Raw genomic sequence first — 18,214 nt, 5'->3', positions numbered from 1 at the left:
TGTAATCGTTTAGTTCTTTGAGGATAACTCAATGGCTTTATTCAGAGCACAGACAAAACTGCCAATATCGGCCTTGCCTGTACCCGCGAGATCGAGCGCCGTACCGTGGTCAACCGAGGTACGAATATAAGGTAAACCTAAGGTGATGTTTACCGATTTGCCAAATCCTTGTGACTTGAGAACGGGAAGTCCTTGGTCATGGTACATGGCCAAGACGACATCGGCGTCCTGTAAATATTTAGGTTGGAACAGAGTATCGGCCGGTAATGGGCCGACAATATTCATCTGGAACTCTTCTCGCAACTCGTTGAGTGCAGGAATAATCACGTCGATTTCTTCACGCCCTAAATGGCCGTCTTCACCTGCGTGTGGATTGAGACCACAGACATAAATTTTCGGTGAAACTATGCCAAATTTACTGATGAGATCGGCATGTAGAATCTTGATAATATGCTGTAAGCGTTGGCGTGTTATGGCTTTTGCAACATAGGCCAGAGGAATATGGGTGGTCACGAGTGCCACTTGCAAACCCGGCGTTGCCAGCATCATCACTACATCGGGGCAATTTGCTTGATGGGCAAAAAACTCAGTATGGCCACTAAAGGAAATACCTGCTTGATTGATAATGCCTTTATGCACTGGGCCTGTCACGACAGCATCAAACTCGCCGCTCATGTTTTTCTCGCCCGCATAACGCAAGGTTTCAACTACATAAGTGCTGTTTTGCTCATCGAGCTGACCGCAAATCGATTCGCTCACTAACTTAAAGGGCGCTATGGTTAATGTGCCCGCTTCTTGTGGCTTAGGAGCTTGATTTGGCTGGTAAGGGCGGAAAGTCACTTGCAAACCGAGTCGTTTCGCGCGGCTCGCAAGTAATTCTGGATCCGCACAAACGACTAACTCAGCAGGCCAAGCCTGCTGAGCGAGTTGTACGACTAAATCGGGGCCAATACCTGCGGGTTCGCCTGGGGTAACGGCAATACGTTTAGTGCTCAATTAGAATTAACCTCGATTGGTCTCTGGCTGGAAGATTTCAATGTATGCGTCTGAACGCATTTCGTCTAGCCAGTTTTGCAGTTCTTCGTTAAATTTGCGACGGAAGATCAACTGGTGCGCACGGTTGCTATTGAACTGATCCGTGGCGTCGGTTTTTCTGCGTTCTTCTAACTGAGTGATATGCCAACCGTGAGTCGTACGGAATGGCTCACTAATTTGGTCGTTTTTCAAACTGTTGAGCGTTTGAGCAAACTCTGGTACATAAATGCTTGGTTCTGCCCAACCTAATTCACCACCTTTTGTTGCCGAACCAGGGTCTTCTGAGTACTGACGCGCTAGGTCTTCAAACTTAGCTTCACCTGAGCGGATTTGCTTCAGGAATTGCTCAAGCATGGCTTTAGCGCGGTCTTCTGACAGGATCGGCGATGGCTTGAGCAAAATATGGCGCGCTCTAACTTCTTCGATTTCTTTGGTTTGTAGGCCGCGAGCATCCATGATCTTAATAATATGGAAACCTGCACCACTCTTAATCGGGCCGATAATGTCACCCATTTTCGCACCGTTAATCACTTCGGCGAACAGAGTTGGCATTTCGTTGATGTTCATATAATCCCAAATACCGCCTTCGAGTGCCTTAGGACCTGAAGAAGAAGCGATAGCGGTACGACGGAAATCTTCACCACTCTTCAAACGTTCTAATACGATATTGGCGCGTTTGCTTGATGCTTCGAGTTGTTCACTGGTGGGGTTATTAGGCACGTCAATCAGGATATGGCCAATTTGGTATTCCACATCTTTCATCCCTTGTTCCTGGATGAGTTTGACTAGGCTAGTAATTTCCTGTGGTGATACTTGAATACGGCGTTGTACTTGAATACGTTGAATTTCACCTAGAGTGATTTCTTCGCGCAATTGTTCGCGGTATTGGCTGAAACTTAAACCTTCGCTTTCAATTTTTTGTTGCATCTGCGCGACAGACATTTTTTGTTCGCGCGCGATGTTTTCAATCGCTTGGTCTAGTTGTAAGTCACCAATATTCAGCCCTATACGACTGGCCATTTGCAATTGTAGGCGAGTTAAGATTAAACGCTCAATCACCTGAGTGCGCAGGGCACTGTCAGAAGGTAACGATTGGTTTGCTGCTTTGGCATTCGCTTTAACAGTGTCAATCATGTTAGTGATTTCACTTTCGAGCACTATGCCGTCGTTAATTTGGACTGCAACGCGGTCGAGCGGCTGGGGTGCGGCCAATGTAGGTTGGCTGATCGCGAGTGCAAATAAAGCAAAAATCAGATGTTTACTGGGTTTCATCCACAAAATCCTTGGCACGTTCTAAGGTCAGGTTCGACGGCTTAATTGAAATAACTTTACCATTTATATCGAAATTACAGTGAGTTGCCCTAATGTAATTTTTTGGCGACGCATTTGAGTGCAAGGTTAGACCTTAAGATCCGTTTTTATTCGCTTTAGCAAAAGGTGAACGGTAAAGCACTCATTAATCTGTTTGGACTCTTAGTCCTTGTTGAGGTTCAGCAATCTATCACAATTCTTTGCTAATTCCTCAGATAAAGCGGTTTTCTGTAGTTAAACAGGCCGTCATTGAGCATATCGGATACGCCTAATGGGCCAGAGCCACCGAGTCCCTTAATGATTAAGTTCAGGTAGATACCACTATCAAACTGTTCGCGAGGATCAATTGTGGCAGAACCTATGTTGTCGTCATAGTTGGTTTTAATGCGGTAATGATAACTAAGTCTTACTGCGTAACAGCATGATTCGTACTGGATACCTGTGTAAGTTTCAATACTGCGACTTTCGTTAAGGTCATAATACCAATTACCAACAAAGTAGAGGTCGTCACTGATTGGCCAAGCGCCACGAACGCCCGCTTGGGAGATGTTCACTGTATCATTGGTATTTGAGTTCAATAAATCAGGGACATAGCGATAGCTAAATTGCAGTAATTTATTCGCTTCAGGTCTGAAATCTAAGGTGACTTCAGATTTTTTATTGTCACTGGTGTTGGTATCGTACTGAATCGCAGCCCCCATATACCAATCATGGGACAAGCGGGTATCTAACTCTGCAGCAAGTACTGAAGTTGATTGATTAGACTCAAAAATACTGTCTTCGTAACCGACTTTACTGTCTTGCAGGTAAAAAATTTGTCCTAGGCTGAATTTAGTGGCTTCTTGGTTGTGACTATCAAACAGGCGTGTAGTAACACCTAGAGTGACTTGATTTGCATCGGAAATCCGATCCAGACCCGAGAAGCGACGATCACGGAATAGACCAAAGTAGTCGTCCTGTAATTGAGCCGTATCATAAATGCCTATGTTGCGTTGATCTTCGTAGCCGACATAAAGATATTGAAATTGTGGCTCGAGCGTTTGGCGGTAGTTTTGATCGAAAAGCTCAGTAAAACGTTCGAAGTTGATTTGACCATTAATCCGTACCTGCGGGATGGTGCGATTCACTGTGTCGTCAACAACTATATCTGGATCTTCGTTATGCTGCCAATAATTGGTCTGCATCAACTTAACTTGACTGGTGAGCGAGCCTGAAGGCCCATGTATTGGCAGAGTTACGCTTGGTGACATGTACAAACGAGTCGCCGTATTAACATTGTTGTCCTGATGGGCAAAATTCGTTAGCTCCGAATTGAAACCAAAATCTAAATTGTTCCAAAAATCAGCAGCGCGATAGTTAAAGTTAACCTGAGGCATGACTTGATATGGTTTTTCATCCTCACCCAGTACTTTAATATCTTGTACTCGGGTGCTTAGATCCCAGTTACTTTCGAAGTAGCTGATTTCACCTATGCGTGATAACTGGTTATCGGTTGCACGGTTAACATCTGACTTTAAGTCATTGAAATAATTGTTATCTGATACATCGGTAAAATTCGCTAATACGCGCCAATTTTTGTCGATCGCTCCTTGATGCTGCCAGTTATATAAGTAGCGATTCGGGCTACCATCGATCAATTTGTCATTGCCTAGATATTCTAAATTGACTCGGCCATTTTGGGCCTCACCCGCCAGATAACCAAACTCTGTTTTAGTGAATAAACCACGGTTTGACATATAGCTAGGTGTAAATGTTAAATCGTACTCTGGGGCAATATTCCAATAATAGGGTGCGGAAATTTCGACACCATCAGTAGTGCTAGTGCTAAAACTAGGGTAGAGAAAGCCAGATTTACGTTTGTCTGAAACGGGGACTGTCATGTAGGGGATATAGAATACAGGTACACCACCAATTCTTAGTTTGGCATTCCAAATTTCGCCCCATTCTTCTTCACTGTTGATCTTGATCTTTTCGGCCTCGAGTAGCCAAGACACATTGTCAGGAGGGCAAGTAGTGAAGTTGGTATTCGTTAAAATTAAATTGTTATTGATAGTAATTTGCAGTTTTTCGGCATCACCGTGAACTTGTTGGCCATGGATCCAATATTGTGCGCCTTTAAGGGTGGCACGGTTTGTCCGCATTTGAGCTTGTAAGGATTCGGCTGTAACGGTGAAGTTACTGTCTTGAAAGACTAAATTACCATTGGCATCAAACTGTTCAGTAGCTTGATCTAAAATCGCCTCATCGGCTGCTATGTGCCTATCTCCTTGGCTAAAAACCACATCGCCACGGAAAATCGCCTGCTTACCCATTTCGGCATTGGTGTTATCAGACGCAATACGAATTTTGTTGAGTTCAGCCGCACTCATCCCTTGGGTTTGAGATACGATACGGGGTACTGGCGGTTCGATTAAGCATTGGGATGCCGAAGCGGTTAGAGAGTCGTCTGCCAGGACTAATTGCGGTAACAGGCTCAGGGCCAGAAGGTATCGGATCTGCATCTTTAGGTCAGTAATTATGATTTCTTATTCTGGACAAGTATGGATGGGGAAAGTTGCAATTGACAAACGCAACATCGCTTAATAAATCTCTCAATTTCTTAGCTGTTTCCAAATTCTATGCCAGCTATAATAAAGCAATTTTTCTTTAAGAGCCATGAAATGACTTTATCCGATCCGAGATTTCTTTCCCTTAATCAGTGGCTGAATGCTTATTTTTCCTGTGAGGTGATGCCTGTGTTGATTTCCGGAGACGCAAGTTTTAGGCGTTACTTTCGGATTTCGATGCCTGATGCTACCTTTATCGCCGCCGATTCACCACCTCAGTTAGTGCCTATCGCCCCCTTTATTGCCCTGTCGAATGCTTATTCAGCCGTGGGACTGACAGTTCCAAAAGTAATCCACGCCGATGCCGATTTGGGTTTTATGTTGATGAGTGATTTGGGCGATACCCAACTCTTATCTGTATTGACGGTACAAAATGTGGAACGGTTTTACCGTCAGGCGCTCGATTTATTACCGCAAGTGGCCGCTGTAATTGAGTGCAAGAATCTTGATAGCGATTTAGTTCAGGCATTACCTAACTACGATGAAGCCTTTGTGCGCCGTGAATTACACATCTTTACTGAGTGGCTGTTAGGAACACATCTTAATTTGTCTTTGGACGCTGCAGAGTTGCAGTTGCTGAATGATACTTTTGATCGCCTCGTCGGCAATGCGCTATCTCAACCTAGTGTGGGAATGCATAGGGATTTCCATAGCCGTAATCTTATGCTGCAAGCGGACAAGCTGTGCGTGATTGATTTTCAGGATGCTGTCATTGGTCCTGTGACTTACGATGCGGTATCACTACTACGCGATTGTTATATTCGTTGGCCACAGCCGTTAGTCGCTGACTTGATGCGGTATCATTATCAGCAAGCATTAGCGCTTGGTTTTATTCCCGCACAGACTCCTTTTGAGCAATATCAAACTTGGTTTGATCTCATGGGCTTACAGCGTCACATTAAGGCGGTAGGGATTTTTGCACGGTTAAACTATCGCGATAGTAAACCTGCGTATATGGCGGATATTCCACTGACATTAACGTATATTGTCGACATCTCGCTGCAGTATCCCGAACTCGTGCCATTTGCACACTGGTTAACTCGTCGTGTGTTACCTGCGTTTACTGTTAGTCAGTCTTCATCTGAGGTTAAGCAATGAAAGCCATGATCTTGGCCGCTGGACGAGGGGAAAGGTTACGGCCGTTAACGGATAGTTTGCCTAAACCTATGGTGCCAGTGTTAGGTAAGCCGCTGATTGTTTATCATATTGAAAAACTTGCCGCGATAGGCATAGTCGATATCGTCATCAACCATGCTTGGCTAGGGCATAAGTTAGTCGAAGCACTGGGCGATGGTAGCGCTTTTGGGGTGCGCATTCGGTATAGCGCAGAAGAGAGCGCGTTAGAAACCGGCGGCGGCATTAAACGCGCTTTGCCTTTATTGTGTGAGGACGGAAGCGACGAACCTTTTTTAGTGATTAATGGTGATGTGTTTATTGATGATTTACCGCCAATCACGCAACTGGCTGCGGATAGGCTCGCTCACCTATGGTTAGTGCCTAATCCTGAGCAGCATCCAAATGGCGATTTTGCTTTGAATGATCATCAAGTGCAGGAGCGTGGCGATGTTAAGTACACGTTTTCGGGCATTGGCATTTATCACCCTGCGCTATTTCATGAAACGCCGCAGGGCGCCTTTGCACTGGGTCCGTTGCTCCGATCGCAAATGGCTCAAGGCAGAGTTAGTGGTGCCTTGTTTAATGGATTTTGGTGTGATGTCGGTACCATTGCACGATTGCAAGCGCTTGAACTAAGGTTAAAAAGTAACAAGTAAATTTCGGTGCTGGCATATCCATAGGATTAAGCTAGTGCATCAAATACATAATAGAAATCAGGAAATAAGATGCGGCTTTGGGGTAAGTTTTTTGGATTTGTCATTGGCTTTATGTTCGGCCGTATTTTTGGTGCACTGCTAGGTTTGTGGCTCGGTCATCTTTACGATAAGCGTACAGCATCGGGCGTGGGTTTTCGACAGATTCTAGGGCAGGCTAAGAATCGCCAAGCCATTTTCTTTAATACCACATTTGCAGTAATGGGGCATGTGGCGAAAGCATCAGGACATGTTACCGAAACCGATATTCGCATTGCGACCTTATTAATGGATCAAATGCGTTTAACGGGGGAAGCCCGTAAAGAGGCGCAACAGGCATTTCGTGAGGGTAAATCGGCGGATTTTGATCTGCGCAGCAGCTTACAAGCTTTCCGTGTTATTACGATGGGACGCAAAGAGTTAGTGCAGATGTTCATCGAAATCCAGATCCAAACGGCACTGTCTGACGGTGAATTGGATCCTGCTGAGCACGCTATCTTGATGACGATTGCTCAAGAGTTAGGTTATGGTCGAGCGCAGTTAGATGAATTACTTAAACGCTGGCAGGCGGAGTTTCGTTTCCATCAAACATCGAGTGGCAATAAAACATCGATTACTGATGCCTACAGTTTACTTGGCATTACGAACGAAGCTAGCGACCAAGAAGTTAAGCGGGCTTACCGTAAATTGATGAATGAACATCATCCCGATAAGTTAGTGGCGAAAGGGTTGCCACCGGAAATGATGGAGCTCGCTAATCGTAAGGCTCAGGATATTCAAGCAGCCTATGACAGAGTCAAGTCTGAGCGCGGTATGCGTTAGCCTTGATTAAATTGGTTTTTGTAAAAGATAAGGAATTCATTATGAAAAACACTTACCGTTTGTTGCTGTTGGCGAGTTTGTTACCTGTGGTTATGTCTACGCGGGCCGAGGTATTTGTCGCACCTTTTGGCGGTTATAGTCTTGGGGGCGGTCAATTTGATGTGAATCAATATGAGGTCAACACAGATCAAACGGGTGATAAGGCTGATGTGAAGGTCGAGGAGTCGAGCCATTACGGTTTGATGGTGGGTATTGGTACGAATGATCCCGGTAATATTTATCTTTTATATAGTCATCAAGCCTCTGAACTGAAAAGTGGCGGCTTGTTTACGCCAGACTTTCTTACCTCGTTAGATTTAGATTACATCCACTTGGGTGGCACTTTATATTTCCCCCGTGGCGATATCCAGCCCTATGTCACCGCCAGCGCGGGGATCACCCGCATGCTGCCTAGCGGTTGGTCGAGCGAAACGCGCTTCTCCATGGGGATTGGTGGCGGGGTAGAGTATCAAGTGACGCCACACTTTGGCCTGTTTGCGGATATTCGGGGTTATGCGACTTTTATTAACAGTGACACTTCGCTGTTTTGCAATGAAGATGAATGCCTATGGCACATTACGTCGGATGTGATGTGGCAGGCTCAGGCTAACCTTGGGCTCAAAGTCAGTTTTTAGATCTAACGCATCGTCTTAAAAGGAGATTTAGTGGCATGAAAATAGTCGTACTTGATGGTGAAACCTTAAATCCTGGCGATCTCAGTTGGCAATCCTTAAATGAATTAGGCGAGTTTGCGTGTTTTTCCCGCACAAGTGGCGCTGATATTGTCGCGCGAGCCCAAGGTGCTGAAGTCATTCTCACCAATAAAACGCCGTTGACTGCAAAGACGCTAGCACAACTTCCTAGTCTCAAATACATAGGCGTATTGGCCACGGGCACGAACGTTGTCGATATCGCGGCAGCTAAAGCGCAAGGTATAGTGGTCACTAATGTGCCCGCTTATGCGCCTGATGCCGTTGCGCAAATGGTGTTTGCCCATATTCTGCATCACACCCAAGCCGTGGCCGCCCATCATCAAGCTGTGGTCGATGGTCTGTGGGTGAACTGCCAAGATTTTTGTTTTACTTTAATGCCGTTGCAATCTTTAAAAGGCAAGACTTTAGGCTTAATAGGTTATGGCGATATCGGTCAGCAGGTGGGAACACTCGCCCTCGCATTCGGGATGAAAGTTCTTGTCAATACTCGCTCAGTTATCAAGGATTTACCCCAAGGCGTGACGTGGGCGCAACGTGATACTGTGCTTAGCGAATCAGATATTATTTCGCTCCATTGTCCGCTTACTCCAGAAACTGAGCAATTTATCAATCAACAAACCCTCGCCTTGATGAAGCCTAATGCGTTGCTGATTAATACAGCGCGCGGTGGATTAATTGATGAAGCCGCGCTTGCTGCTGCGCTGGCTCAAGGCAAGTTATTTGCCGGCGTGGATGTGTTATCGACTGAGCCGCCCACTGCAGATAATCCCTTATTGCGTGCGCCTAATATCAGCATCAGCCCCCATAATGCGTGGGCGACGAAGGAAGCAAGACAAAGTCTACTCAATATCGCAGTGGCGAATTTGAACGGTTATTTGAAGGGGGAAGTGATTAACTGCGTGAACAAGTAAAGCGGTATGCGTCTTCCTCTCTTTTCATCATATCGACGTTGAGAGAGAAAGACGTAAATGGTTATTTATTATTGAGTCTTTCTTCTACGCATCCACCACACACCCAATAAGCCTGCGATGGCTAATATGCCAAATACGACGGGCTTTTTCAGCTTGTGGTACAGGGCGTTCCATTCTGCCATTTCATTCGCCTGCGCTCGTTTTACTGCACTGTCAAAATCGGGCGCTTCACATTGCAAACCAAAGTTCTCGGCCCAAGGCACAAAGGGGCCGTTGGCGACGTATTTTTTGTAGTAACGCAGGGCAAGCTCTTGATCTCGATACAATACCCAACCTGTGGCTTGGCAGAGTAGCGCTGCATAGGCTTGGCTGTTGTGGGGCACATGATCCGATGCCTTGTTGGCTAGTTCTGCCGCCGTGTAGCGATAATGGAAGCGTTTATCGGGAATTGCTTGGCTGGCGCTGATCCGCAGCTGTTCTTTCTCAGCCAGTTTGCTCGGTTCATTCCAATCACTTAGATCGAAGACACCTTGGTAGATAGTGTAATCCGGGGCTAATTCAAATCCTAAGAGTTCCATGCCTTGGTGGCGGGCAAGTTCGGCAACAGCCCAATAGGCTTTCGCGCTATCAATGCCTTTTGTTTTTTTTGCTGCATTCAGCTCTGTGCCGTAGGCAAGGGCGCTGGCATTCAGTTTAGGATTAGGGAAGTAAACCGGCGCTTCAGCTATCGCGCCTTCGCGTAATAGCCTGCGACCTAACAAGTAGCGCAAGCGGTTGTTAATTGGCTCAATATTATCGTACCAGTCGCTGTCTTTAGGGTATTCAAAGGCGATAAATGGCACATGTTCGTCAACAAATAGCTTAAGTTCAGCCGTGGTGAGTACGCGCTCCGCCACATAGGCGATGTCTTGCCAGTACTCATCACCGCTGGCGAGTAAGTGATTGAGCGCATCGACATATTCGCCACGCTCTAGTGACAATACCCCTTGCTCGGCACGAATACGGCAGTAAGTGGCTGTATCTTCATCGGCATTAATGGCTTGTTGCTGAGTTTCTTTAGCGTCAACTGTGGCCGAGATCTTATTGAGCTGCTCAGGGAAGTGACGCGCTGCCTGAGCATAGGCCTTGGCCGCTTCTGCTTGATCGCCCTTTTGTAGCATTAATTTTGCGTTGAGCCACCAAGTGAGGCCGCTCGGTTTCGCTAGCGTTAATAGGCGCTCAGCACTGGCATAATCCCCTAATTGGTAATAAATCGCCGCTAATTTATCGCCATGGTTGAGCTGTAAGCCATCGGTTGGAAATACTTTAAGGAGCTCTGCAACCTTTAATCCCATTTCTGAAAGCTGGCCATTGTAGGCGAATTCATTAGTGCTGCTTTGCCAATAGGCAATCAATAACTGCTGCACGCTCGCCTGTTGCAGTAGCGGCTTAAGTTCAGCAATCTCTTTACCCATCAAAGTGCGGCTTAACATCAATAAGGAATCATAACCGCTGCTATCGCCCTGTACTGATTGGGTGGCGTAGAGCTCAATAGCTTTATTCAGTGCATCAGGGGTGAGAGTCATTTGCAGCTCTGACTCAGTTTCACCTGCCCCTTGATTGGTCAATTGCGGGATCGGCTGGCCTTGGTGTAGCAGGATATAGGCTTGCTCACCTAAGCTCGCTAAACTCAAACGCAGGGGATCGGCGGCGCCTTGTGTGACTTCGGTTTGTAATTGTGTCAGGTAAGCATTGGCACGATTAAAATGTTCAGGATCAGCCGAAGTCTTGCTTAAGATAAGCTCAATACGCGACAGCGAATAGAGTGCCCACAGGCTACGAGATGCGCGTTCACTTTGTGGTAATTTAATGATTTTGCTGAAATAGTTACTCGCCCTCTCATAATCTTTTGCTTCAAACGCTACGGCACCTAAGGTGTACCAAGTTAGCGCTTGTGGTAGATCTTTGTCTAACTTAGCGGCCATTTGCTCGGCTTCAATGGGGCCAGTTGCATCCCGCAAAGTGTTCACTAAAGCTAAATGGGCGTCACTTAACTCGCTGTTTTCAAAGGCGCGAGTTTGTGAAAGATAACGGCTATGCACTTCATCCCAGAGATATTCCTGTGCAGCGGGTGCATCTTGATACTGCCAAGGTAAAGGCTTGGCGAGGGCGGTGAGCTGTTGGCTAAAGGAGGTTTGCGGTAAATAACTGAGATTGCTCTGCCTATCCTGAGTGAGTTGCAAAGGAAAATCGGGGCCGCAGGCCAATAGCATAGGGGAAAATAAGCTTAAACAAATGAGCGTGGTCTTTTTAAGCATAAAAGCCCGATTGGGTGTTGCCATGGTAAACGATAGTTTTGGCTTATGGCGCATAAATTCCCTGTAAATATAATGACTCACAACGTGCCCAGCCTATCACTTTTTGGCCGCCAGGGTTGAGCATGTGTGTTTGAATGTCTTTGTTTGATTGCGGCATAGGCATGATTGCAGTGAGTGAAACTGTTTTGGTTGGTGTCAACGCTGCTGTATTCTCAGCTCGCCATTGCCACGTTAACAGCCCATCTTTTTGTATTACGCTATAGCCATTTTGCGCATCATACCCGCTGCAAGCTTGTCCCGCTAGCGACAAAAGAGGAGGAATTTCACCTGCAATATTACCGTGATTCATTAAGCTCAGTTGAAATAGCTGTGGCCTGTGGATTTCCAGATTTTTTGGCTTATTTTCAGCGGCTAATGTCGTTTGGGTTGTGGCCTTGTTATCGCTTGAGATCACTAATTCAATCTTGGCGGCAAGTTCACCTTGCTGTGCAACGGCGATTAAGGTGTTGAGTGGCCAAACCCTTTTATCCCCTTCCAGCGGCAGCCGAAACCAGATAATGCCTTTGAGCTTGGTATCCGTGTGGCTTTGCAGTTTTTGCACAAAAGTCTGCAATACTTGCGGATCGGCCATCAGTTCCTGTACTGCATTGGCTGATTTTAGTTGATCGCGCAGCGGTGTTTCACTTTCAACTTTATAACCTGAAACTGTACTGATGACCGCCGAACCATAGGCGGGGAGTGCAATAAGGTAAGGCACAGTGCTGATATTTGAAAGTTGCTGCACCCACTGCCAACCTTGAGTCGCATCGAATAGCCCGAGGCGTGGATCGCTTACGCTGTGAATTTGTAGCACGAGTTCATCAATACTGGTGAGTAATGCGGGGAAATTGGCACTATTGAGCCAAGCGGGCAGTGCAGTAATGCTGAGTTTGAGTTCTGTGGGTAGCTGCGCTTTAAGCTTTGTAAGAAAATCCCGATAGGCTGGCAGTTTACTGTTGGCACTGTCGTGGTCGATTTCAACCCCCGCGATGTGCGTGCCTTTTGCCTGCCAAGTTGCTAGTACTTGGTTGATTTTATTGATCACTTGTTCATCATTTAAATGCACGAACTGACCATCTAAGCGAATCACGGCAATTTTTGGCCTAGGATCGGCCTGCAACCAAGCATGATTGACCGCAACTTCAAACCAAATGTCTGCGCCATTGGGTTTTGGATGCGCTTGCAGCGCTAAAATACGTAATCCTTGGAATGCACCTTGGCTTTGCACTAATGCCGTTTGATTGGCGGGGCGCCATTGGCGCTGCCAGATATAGACTTGCTGCGAAAGTGGCGCTCGAAGCGTTGTTGCTTCTGTAGCGGCTTTTACTGCGACACTGGTATTTGGGCTAGCCGTGGTTTCATTAGCGTTCGATGCCGGCTGGCAGGCGCTCATAAATACTGAAGCGCACAACAAAGCGCATAATAACCACTTATTTTGCTTAATTTTTTTAACCAAATTTCCCATGCTACTGCTATGAATTCCATGTTGAATGAGGCATTACTATGCCTGAAAAATGTCGCTTGTACATTGTGGTCAAAGATCCTGCATTAAACATCAAATCTTAAACTTCAATCATCTGATATCACATCTTAAGCTTGGTTTTCTTGTAAGGTAAAAATCAGAATTCGGGATCGACTTGAAAGCGCATCTGTTCACGGGTGACGGGATGTTGAAGCATCAATAAATCTGCATGCAGATGCAGGCGATCGGCGCGAGTGCCGTACAGATCGTCACCCACAATGGGCGTATTTAGCCCTTCTGAGTGGGCGCAGTGAACTCTGAGTTGATGGGTTCGGCCCGTTTTTGGGGATAGATATACGCGGGCTGTACGTGCCATTTCATCGATATGGCTTAATTCCCAATAGGTTTGGGCCGCTTTGCCAAACTCATGGCAAACGAGTTGCCTCGGTCTATCGTCTAAATCGCCACGCAGGGGTAAAGAGATTTGTCCGGCTGCCTGCTTATCTGCCATTGCTGTAGGGATCCCTGCTAAAAGTGCCACATAACGTTTAGTCACTGTGCGCTGGATAAACTGTTTTTGCAGTTGTTTATGGGCGTCTTTTGTCAATGCGATCACCATTAATCCCGAGGTCGACATATCGAGCCTGTGGACGATAAGTGGTCCAGTGGCATTGGGAAACGTTTGCCGCATGCGCAAATGCACTGAGTCTTCAATCTCTTTTCCAGGCACGGATAAAAACTCGGCGGGTTTATTCACAATCGCCATAGCCTCGTCTTGGTAGAGGATTGTCACGTTTTTACCCTCGGCGGGATTGATAAGCAGAGGATTATCATCGACGACGAGCCCTTCGAGCATATGCCCCAAGATAGGCTGGCATTTGCGCAGACAGGCGGGATAGAACTGTTTGTGTTGGCGAATTTCCGATTTTGGCGGCGCCCCCCACCAAAACTCGGCAATCGCCAATGGTTTAAGACCATGTTTAAAGGCGTAATGTAATAATTTTGGCGCGGCACATTCACCCGAGCCTGCGGGCGGGGTTAACTCAACCGTCCCGTTAAATATGCCGTTAAGGCTTTTTTCTGCGCCGCGAGTATTCAAAAAACGATACTGCTCAAACAGCTTTTGCTGCAGCGCCGCCGAGAGCTGTTTACGCTGTAGTCTTAATGCGTCGCGTTTATCTGTGAGTTGGCTTAGGGCTTGGCTAACGGCATTAATGCGTTCATCCCAATAGTGTTTAATATCTCTTAACTGATTCTTTTCATTGATACTTTCTTGGCTGAGATTGGCTTCAGTTACTGCGTTTTCACGCAATGTCTCATCAGTTGGATTGGCAGCCCATTGCACTGCGAGTTGATTGCGCTGCGTCTTGCGGGATTGGCGACCATCGATCATCACTTGCCTGTGGGCGGCAAGCTTGGCTTGTGCTTGAGCTTGCTCAGCGTTGAGTTCGCTCGATAGCCGAGGAATATCGGGGTGATTTTCTACTGCAAGTAGCTGCTCGTTAATTTGGTTGATTTGCAGATTTTCGACGTGGAAAAAATTATCCTTAACCAGCATATCAAACACAGGTGGGACGAAGCGTGGCCAATGGTTTTGCTCGGCTAACTTACCCGAAAATGCCGACAAATAGCCTACTTCGCCCTGCGGATCTTGTACTAAAAGCACACCAAACATTTTACCAATGGCACCGGTTAACTCCCCCGTGAGGCCAAAGTTATGTTGCCAATCGTTTTGAGTCTCAAGGTGGCGTTGTAATTCGTTGGCAGCGATCACGCACAGTGGATGCGGTTCGTAATAGAAAGGAAAGGTAAAACGCTGCGGTAGGGCATAGGCATCAATGGCTTGTGAGAAAGAGGTAAAGCAAGAAGGCTGAAGATGCATATTGGGGTCTACTGTTGGTTTTACTTATCTGGGTTAATTATCGGAGTTAATTATCTGAGTTAAGCCACAACTTAAGATGAGGGCTAGTAAGAAAGGGCGTTAGTTTACTCTGTCGATTTGGGACTGTCGATTTTGGGCCGTCACTTTTTATTAGTGTGGCTCTGTGTTGAAAAAGGGAAATGGCAGTAAAGCGCATTTCCCTTTGATGTGTCGCTTGTGCTTAAAGCCAATTTTAAACGGTTAAACCCGCTTAAAAGATGACTTTCACTTTACTGGCGCTATCGAGTGCTTTGCTGATTGCGCTGTCGATATCGATATCACGGGCAAGCGCGACCCCTAAACGGCGGCGACCATCAATATCGGGTTTGGCGAATAATCTAAGCTGAGTGTTGACCGCTTCTAATGCCGCACCAATCCCTTGGTAGCGGATATTGCTTGAGGTGCCTTCGGCCAAAATTACCGCTGAGGCACTTGGACCATGCTGATGGATATTGGGAATAGGTAGGCCGAGAATCGCTCTAACATGCAGGGCAAATTCCGATAAATCTTGGCTGATAAGTGTGACTAAGCCTGTGTCATGTGGTCTTGGCGAGACTTCAGAGAAATACACTTCATTGCCTTTAACAAACAGTTCTACGCCAAATAGTCCATAACCGCCAAGGGCTTCGACGACTTTGCTCGCAATCGCTTGGGATTTTGCTAACACTTCATCGGACATGGCTTGTGGCTGCCATGACTCGCGATAATCGCCATCTTCTTGCCTGTGGCCAATGGGCGCACAAAAATGAATGCCGTTGACTGCGCTGATGGTTAACAGGGTGATTTCATAATCGAAGGGAATAAAGCCTTCGACTATCACGCGACCGCCGCCGGCGCGTCCGCCTTCTTGGGCGTATTGCCATGCTTTATGGCTGAGGGCTATATCGCGAATAACGCTTTGGCCTTTGCCCGAGGAACTCATGACTGGCTTAACCACACAGGGCACACCAATTTCACTAATCGCTTGATTAAATTCGGTTTCGGTATCACAGAAAAAATACGGAGAAGTCGGTAAACCTAAGGTTTCAGCAGCGAGACGACGAATACCTTCCCTGTCCATAGTGAGCTTTGTTGCCCGAGCAGTCGGGATAATATTCACCCCTTCGGCTTCCATGTCCACTAAGGTTTGGGTGGCGATGGCTTCAATCTCTGGGATGACTAAGTGCGGTTTTTCTAACTCGATAACCGCACGCAGGGCGTTGGCATCGAGCATATTGATCACATGGGAGCGATGCGCGACTTGCATGGCGGGGGCGTTGGCGTAACGGTCAACGCCAATCACTTCAACGCCTAAGCGTTGTAGTTCAATGGCCACTTCTTTGCCAAGTTCACCGCAGCCGAGCAACATGGCGCGTCGTGCGCCCTCAGTGTAGGGAGTGCCTATCATGTGTGGGTACCTTTGAGATTGTAGGGATGATGAGTTTTATGCTTGCGTTCTATGCCGCAATGATGTGGCTAGTTTAGCCTGAACAGGCTTTAGGATCATTGAGTAAATCGACAAGTGTGTCCCGGATCACTGGGGGCAAAAACGAAACAGCATATCTTTGGTTAATATTGGGGCTGAGGTTGAGAGCAAACTCAAATGTTAATTTAATGTTGGTGGCATGTTTGGAGACCATCCACTAATCTTTGGGATGGAATACATATTATTAATACAAGGAGATGCGGATGTTCTTAGATTACTTTGCGTTAGGTATTTTATTTTTCGTCATCATTATCATGTTTTATGGTGTCATTGCCATTCATGATATCCCCTATGAAATAGCCAAAAAGCGTAATCATCCCCAGCAAGATGCATTGCATATCGCCGGGTGGGTGAGTCTATTCACCCTACATGCAATTTGGCCATTTTTATGGATCTGGGCGACTTTATACCGTGAAGATCGCGGTTGGGGGTTCAATACTGTAATGAAGCGAGAATTAGTTTTAGAGGAGGATGTGAATTCATTGCGCGAGACGGTCAGAGGGCTTCAGACTCGGCTTGAACAGTTAGAGCAAATAACTCCCATGAATATAGCGCCTGCTGTGGATGCGATAAAAACAGACAAAGTTGAGGTATAACATGGATTTATTACTCATACTCACCTATGCGGCCGTGTGTATTGCTATCTTTAAAGTCTTTAAAATTCCGATGAATAAATGGACTGTTCCCACCGCAGTGCTGGGTGGGGTGTTCATTATTGGTACCTTATTGCTCGTGATGAATTACAACCATCCTTATTCTCGTTTTGCCCGTGAATATTTTGTCACTATCCCTATCACACCCGCAGTAAAAGGCTTAGTGACTTCGGTGGAAGTGCAACCTAATATGCCTGTTAAACAAGGGGATGTGTTATTTCGTCTCGATCCTATTCCCTTCGAGGCCGTTGTTAAACGTAAACGCGCAGCTTTGATGGAAGCAGAGCTCCAAGTGCCACAACTCGCCGCGGCGTGGGAGTCGGCTAAGGCTAATGTAGAGCGCGCTAGGGCCGATAAAGACCGTAATAAATCTGCCTTCGAGCGTTATGAGTTAGGCCGCAAGAAAGGGGGCGCGAATTCGCCTTTTACTGAACTAGAACTCGATAATAGGCGTCAATTGTACTTGGCCTCAGAGGCACAACTGACCGTCGCGAATGCTGAAGAACTGCGTGTCAGGCTGGCCTATGAATCTAATATTGATGGTGTTAATACCAAAGTGGCTGGCTTGCAAGCTGATTTAGCCAGTGCACTCTACGATTTAGAACAGACAGTCGTGCGGGCACCTGCAGATGGTGTGGTAACGCAAATGGCACTTCGTGCGGGAGCGATGGCAGTGCCTTTACCATTACGTCCAGTAATGAGCTTTATTCCCGACGAGCAACGCTACTTTGCGGGGGCATTCTGGCAAAACTCGTTAATGCGTTTGCAGGAAGGTGATGAAGCTGAAGTGATATTGGATGCCGCTCCAGGACAAATCTTTAAGGGAAAAGTGGCGAAAATATTACCCGCTATGGCTGAAGGTGAAGTTCAAATGGGCGGCGCGCTGCAGTCATCGGCTCGTTTATTTCAAAATGGTCGCGTTATTGTGCTGATTGATATCGAAGATGATGCTATCCGTACGCAATTTCCTGCGGGTGTTTCTGGGCAGGTTGCAATTTATACTGAACATTTCCATCATGTCGCTGTGATGCGTAAAGTATTGCTGAGGATGCAAGGTTGGCTGAATTACTTGTTTTTTGATGGACATTAACCCTTAATCGGTTAACTTTTGTCTGTTGTATCAAGTCCAGTT

Annotated in this window: 14 protein-coding genes; 7 read left to right on the top strand and 7 right to left on the bottom strand. The window is 46.5% G+C overall.

Features of this window, described 5'->3' with window-relative positions:
• Positions 1-9 precede the first annotated feature (9 nt).
• From pdxA to lptD, 3 genes are all read right to left on the bottom strand, one after another.
• Positions 10-996: a 4-hydroxythreonine-4-phosphate dehydrogenase PdxA gene (pdxA, locus tag RA178_RS17095; RefSeq protein ID WP_105249994.1), complete on the bottom strand. Its 987-nt coding sequence runs from the start codon at positions 994-996 to the stop codon at positions 10-12.
• A 6-nt stretch (positions 997-1,002) separates the two neighbouring features.
• The gene (surA, locus tag RA178_RS17090) at positions 1,003-2,307 is read right to left on the bottom strand and encodes a peptidylprolyl isomerase SurA (RefSeq protein ID WP_105249993.1); all 1,305 of its coding nucleotides are present in this window, start codon (positions 2,305-2,307) and stop codon (positions 1,003-1,005) included.
• Positions 2,308-2,549: 242 nt separating this feature from the next.
• Entirely contained in the window at positions 2,550-4,847 is a 2,298-nt protein-coding gene (gene lptD / locus RA178_RS17085) for an LPS assembly protein LptD (RefSeq protein WP_219250293.1), read from the bottom strand.
• A 159-nt stretch (positions 4,848-5,006) separates the two neighbouring features.
• Here lptD and RA178_RS17080 point away from each other — a divergent pair, with 159 nt between their 5' ends.
• From RA178_RS17080 to RA178_RS17060, 5 genes are all read left to right on the top strand, one after another.
• Entirely contained in the window at positions 5,007-6,050 is a 1,044-nt protein-coding gene (locus tag RA178_RS17080; RefSeq protein WP_306682966.1) for an aminoglycoside phosphotransferase family protein, read from the top strand.
• Positions 6,047-6,724: an N-acetylmuramate alpha-1-phosphate uridylyltransferase MurU gene (gene murU / locus RA178_RS17075; RefSeq protein ID WP_306682965.1), complete on the top strand. Its 678-nt coding sequence runs from the start codon at positions 6,047-6,049 to the stop codon at positions 6,722-6,724. The genes RA178_RS17080 and murU overlap by 4 nt, the downstream gene beginning before the upstream one ends.
• A gap of 69 nt (positions 6,725-6,793) precedes the next feature.
• A complete protein-coding gene (gene djlA / locus RA178_RS17070; protein WP_306682963.1) occupies positions 6,794-7,582 on the top strand; it encodes a co-chaperone DjlA in 789 nt (262 codons plus the stop codon).
• Positions 7,583-7,623: 41 nt separating this feature from the next.
• The gene (locus RA178_RS17065; protein ID WP_306682962.1) at positions 7,624-8,256 is read left to right on the top strand and encodes an outer membrane beta-barrel protein; all 633 of its coding nucleotides are present in this window, start codon (positions 7,624-7,626) and stop codon (positions 8,254-8,256) included.
• A gap of 35 nt (positions 8,257-8,291) precedes the next feature.
• Positions 8,292-9,245, top strand: a complete 954-nt coding sequence (locus tag RA178_RS17060) for a D-2-hydroxyacid dehydrogenase (protein ID WP_219250290.1) — start codon at positions 8,292-8,294, stop codon at positions 9,243-9,245.
• A 68-nt stretch (positions 9,246-9,313) separates the two neighbouring features.
• Here RA178_RS17060 and RA178_RS17055 read toward each other — a convergent pair whose 3' ends face one another.
• From RA178_RS17055 to purT, 4 genes are all read right to left on the bottom strand, one after another.
• Entirely contained in the window at positions 9,314-11,596 is a 2,283-nt protein-coding gene (locus RA178_RS17055; RefSeq protein WP_306682960.1) for a hypothetical protein, read from the bottom strand.
• Positions 11,586-13,046, bottom strand: a complete 1,461-nt coding sequence (locus RA178_RS17050) for a DUF3142 domain-containing protein (RefSeq protein ID WP_306682957.1) — start codon at positions 13,044-13,046, stop codon at positions 11,586-11,588. The genes RA178_RS17055 and RA178_RS17050 overlap by 11 nt, the downstream gene beginning before the upstream one ends.
• Before the next feature lie 154 nt (positions 13,047-13,200).
• Positions 13,201-14,925: an RluA family pseudouridine synthase gene (locus tag RA178_RS17045; protein WP_306682955.1), complete on the bottom strand. Its 1,725-nt coding sequence runs from the start codon at positions 14,923-14,925 to the stop codon at positions 13,201-13,203.
• Positions 14,926-15,175: 250 nt separating this feature from the next.
• Complete coding sequence (gene purT, locus RA178_RS17040; protein ID WP_263178460.1) at positions 15,176-16,351, bottom strand: formate-dependent phosphoribosylglycinamide formyltransferase; 1,176 nt, start codon at positions 16,349-16,351, stop codon at positions 15,176-15,178.
• A 281-nt stretch (positions 16,352-16,632) separates the two neighbouring features.
• Between purT and RA178_RS17035 the strand changes: the two genes are divergently transcribed.
• A complete protein-coding gene (locus RA178_RS17035; RefSeq protein ID WP_028759246.1) occupies positions 16,633-17,025 on the top strand; it encodes a DUF3302 domain-containing protein in 393 nt (130 codons plus the stop codon).
• Between the two features lies 1 nt (position 17,026).
• Positions 17,027-18,172 (top strand): HlyD family secretion protein, encoded by a 1,146-nt coding sequence (locus RA178_RS17030; RefSeq protein WP_219250285.1) that lies wholly within the window; start codon positions 17,027-17,029, stop codon positions 18,170-18,172.
• The last annotated feature ends 42 nt before the right edge of the window (positions 18,173-18,214 follow it).

Source organism: Shewanella oncorhynchi, from assembly GCF_030848765.1.
Lineage (GTDB): Bacteria > Pseudomonadota > Gammaproteobacteria > Enterobacterales > Shewanellaceae > Shewanella > Shewanella oncorhynchi.
This window is presented reverse-complemented; position numbering and strand designations above follow the sequence as displayed.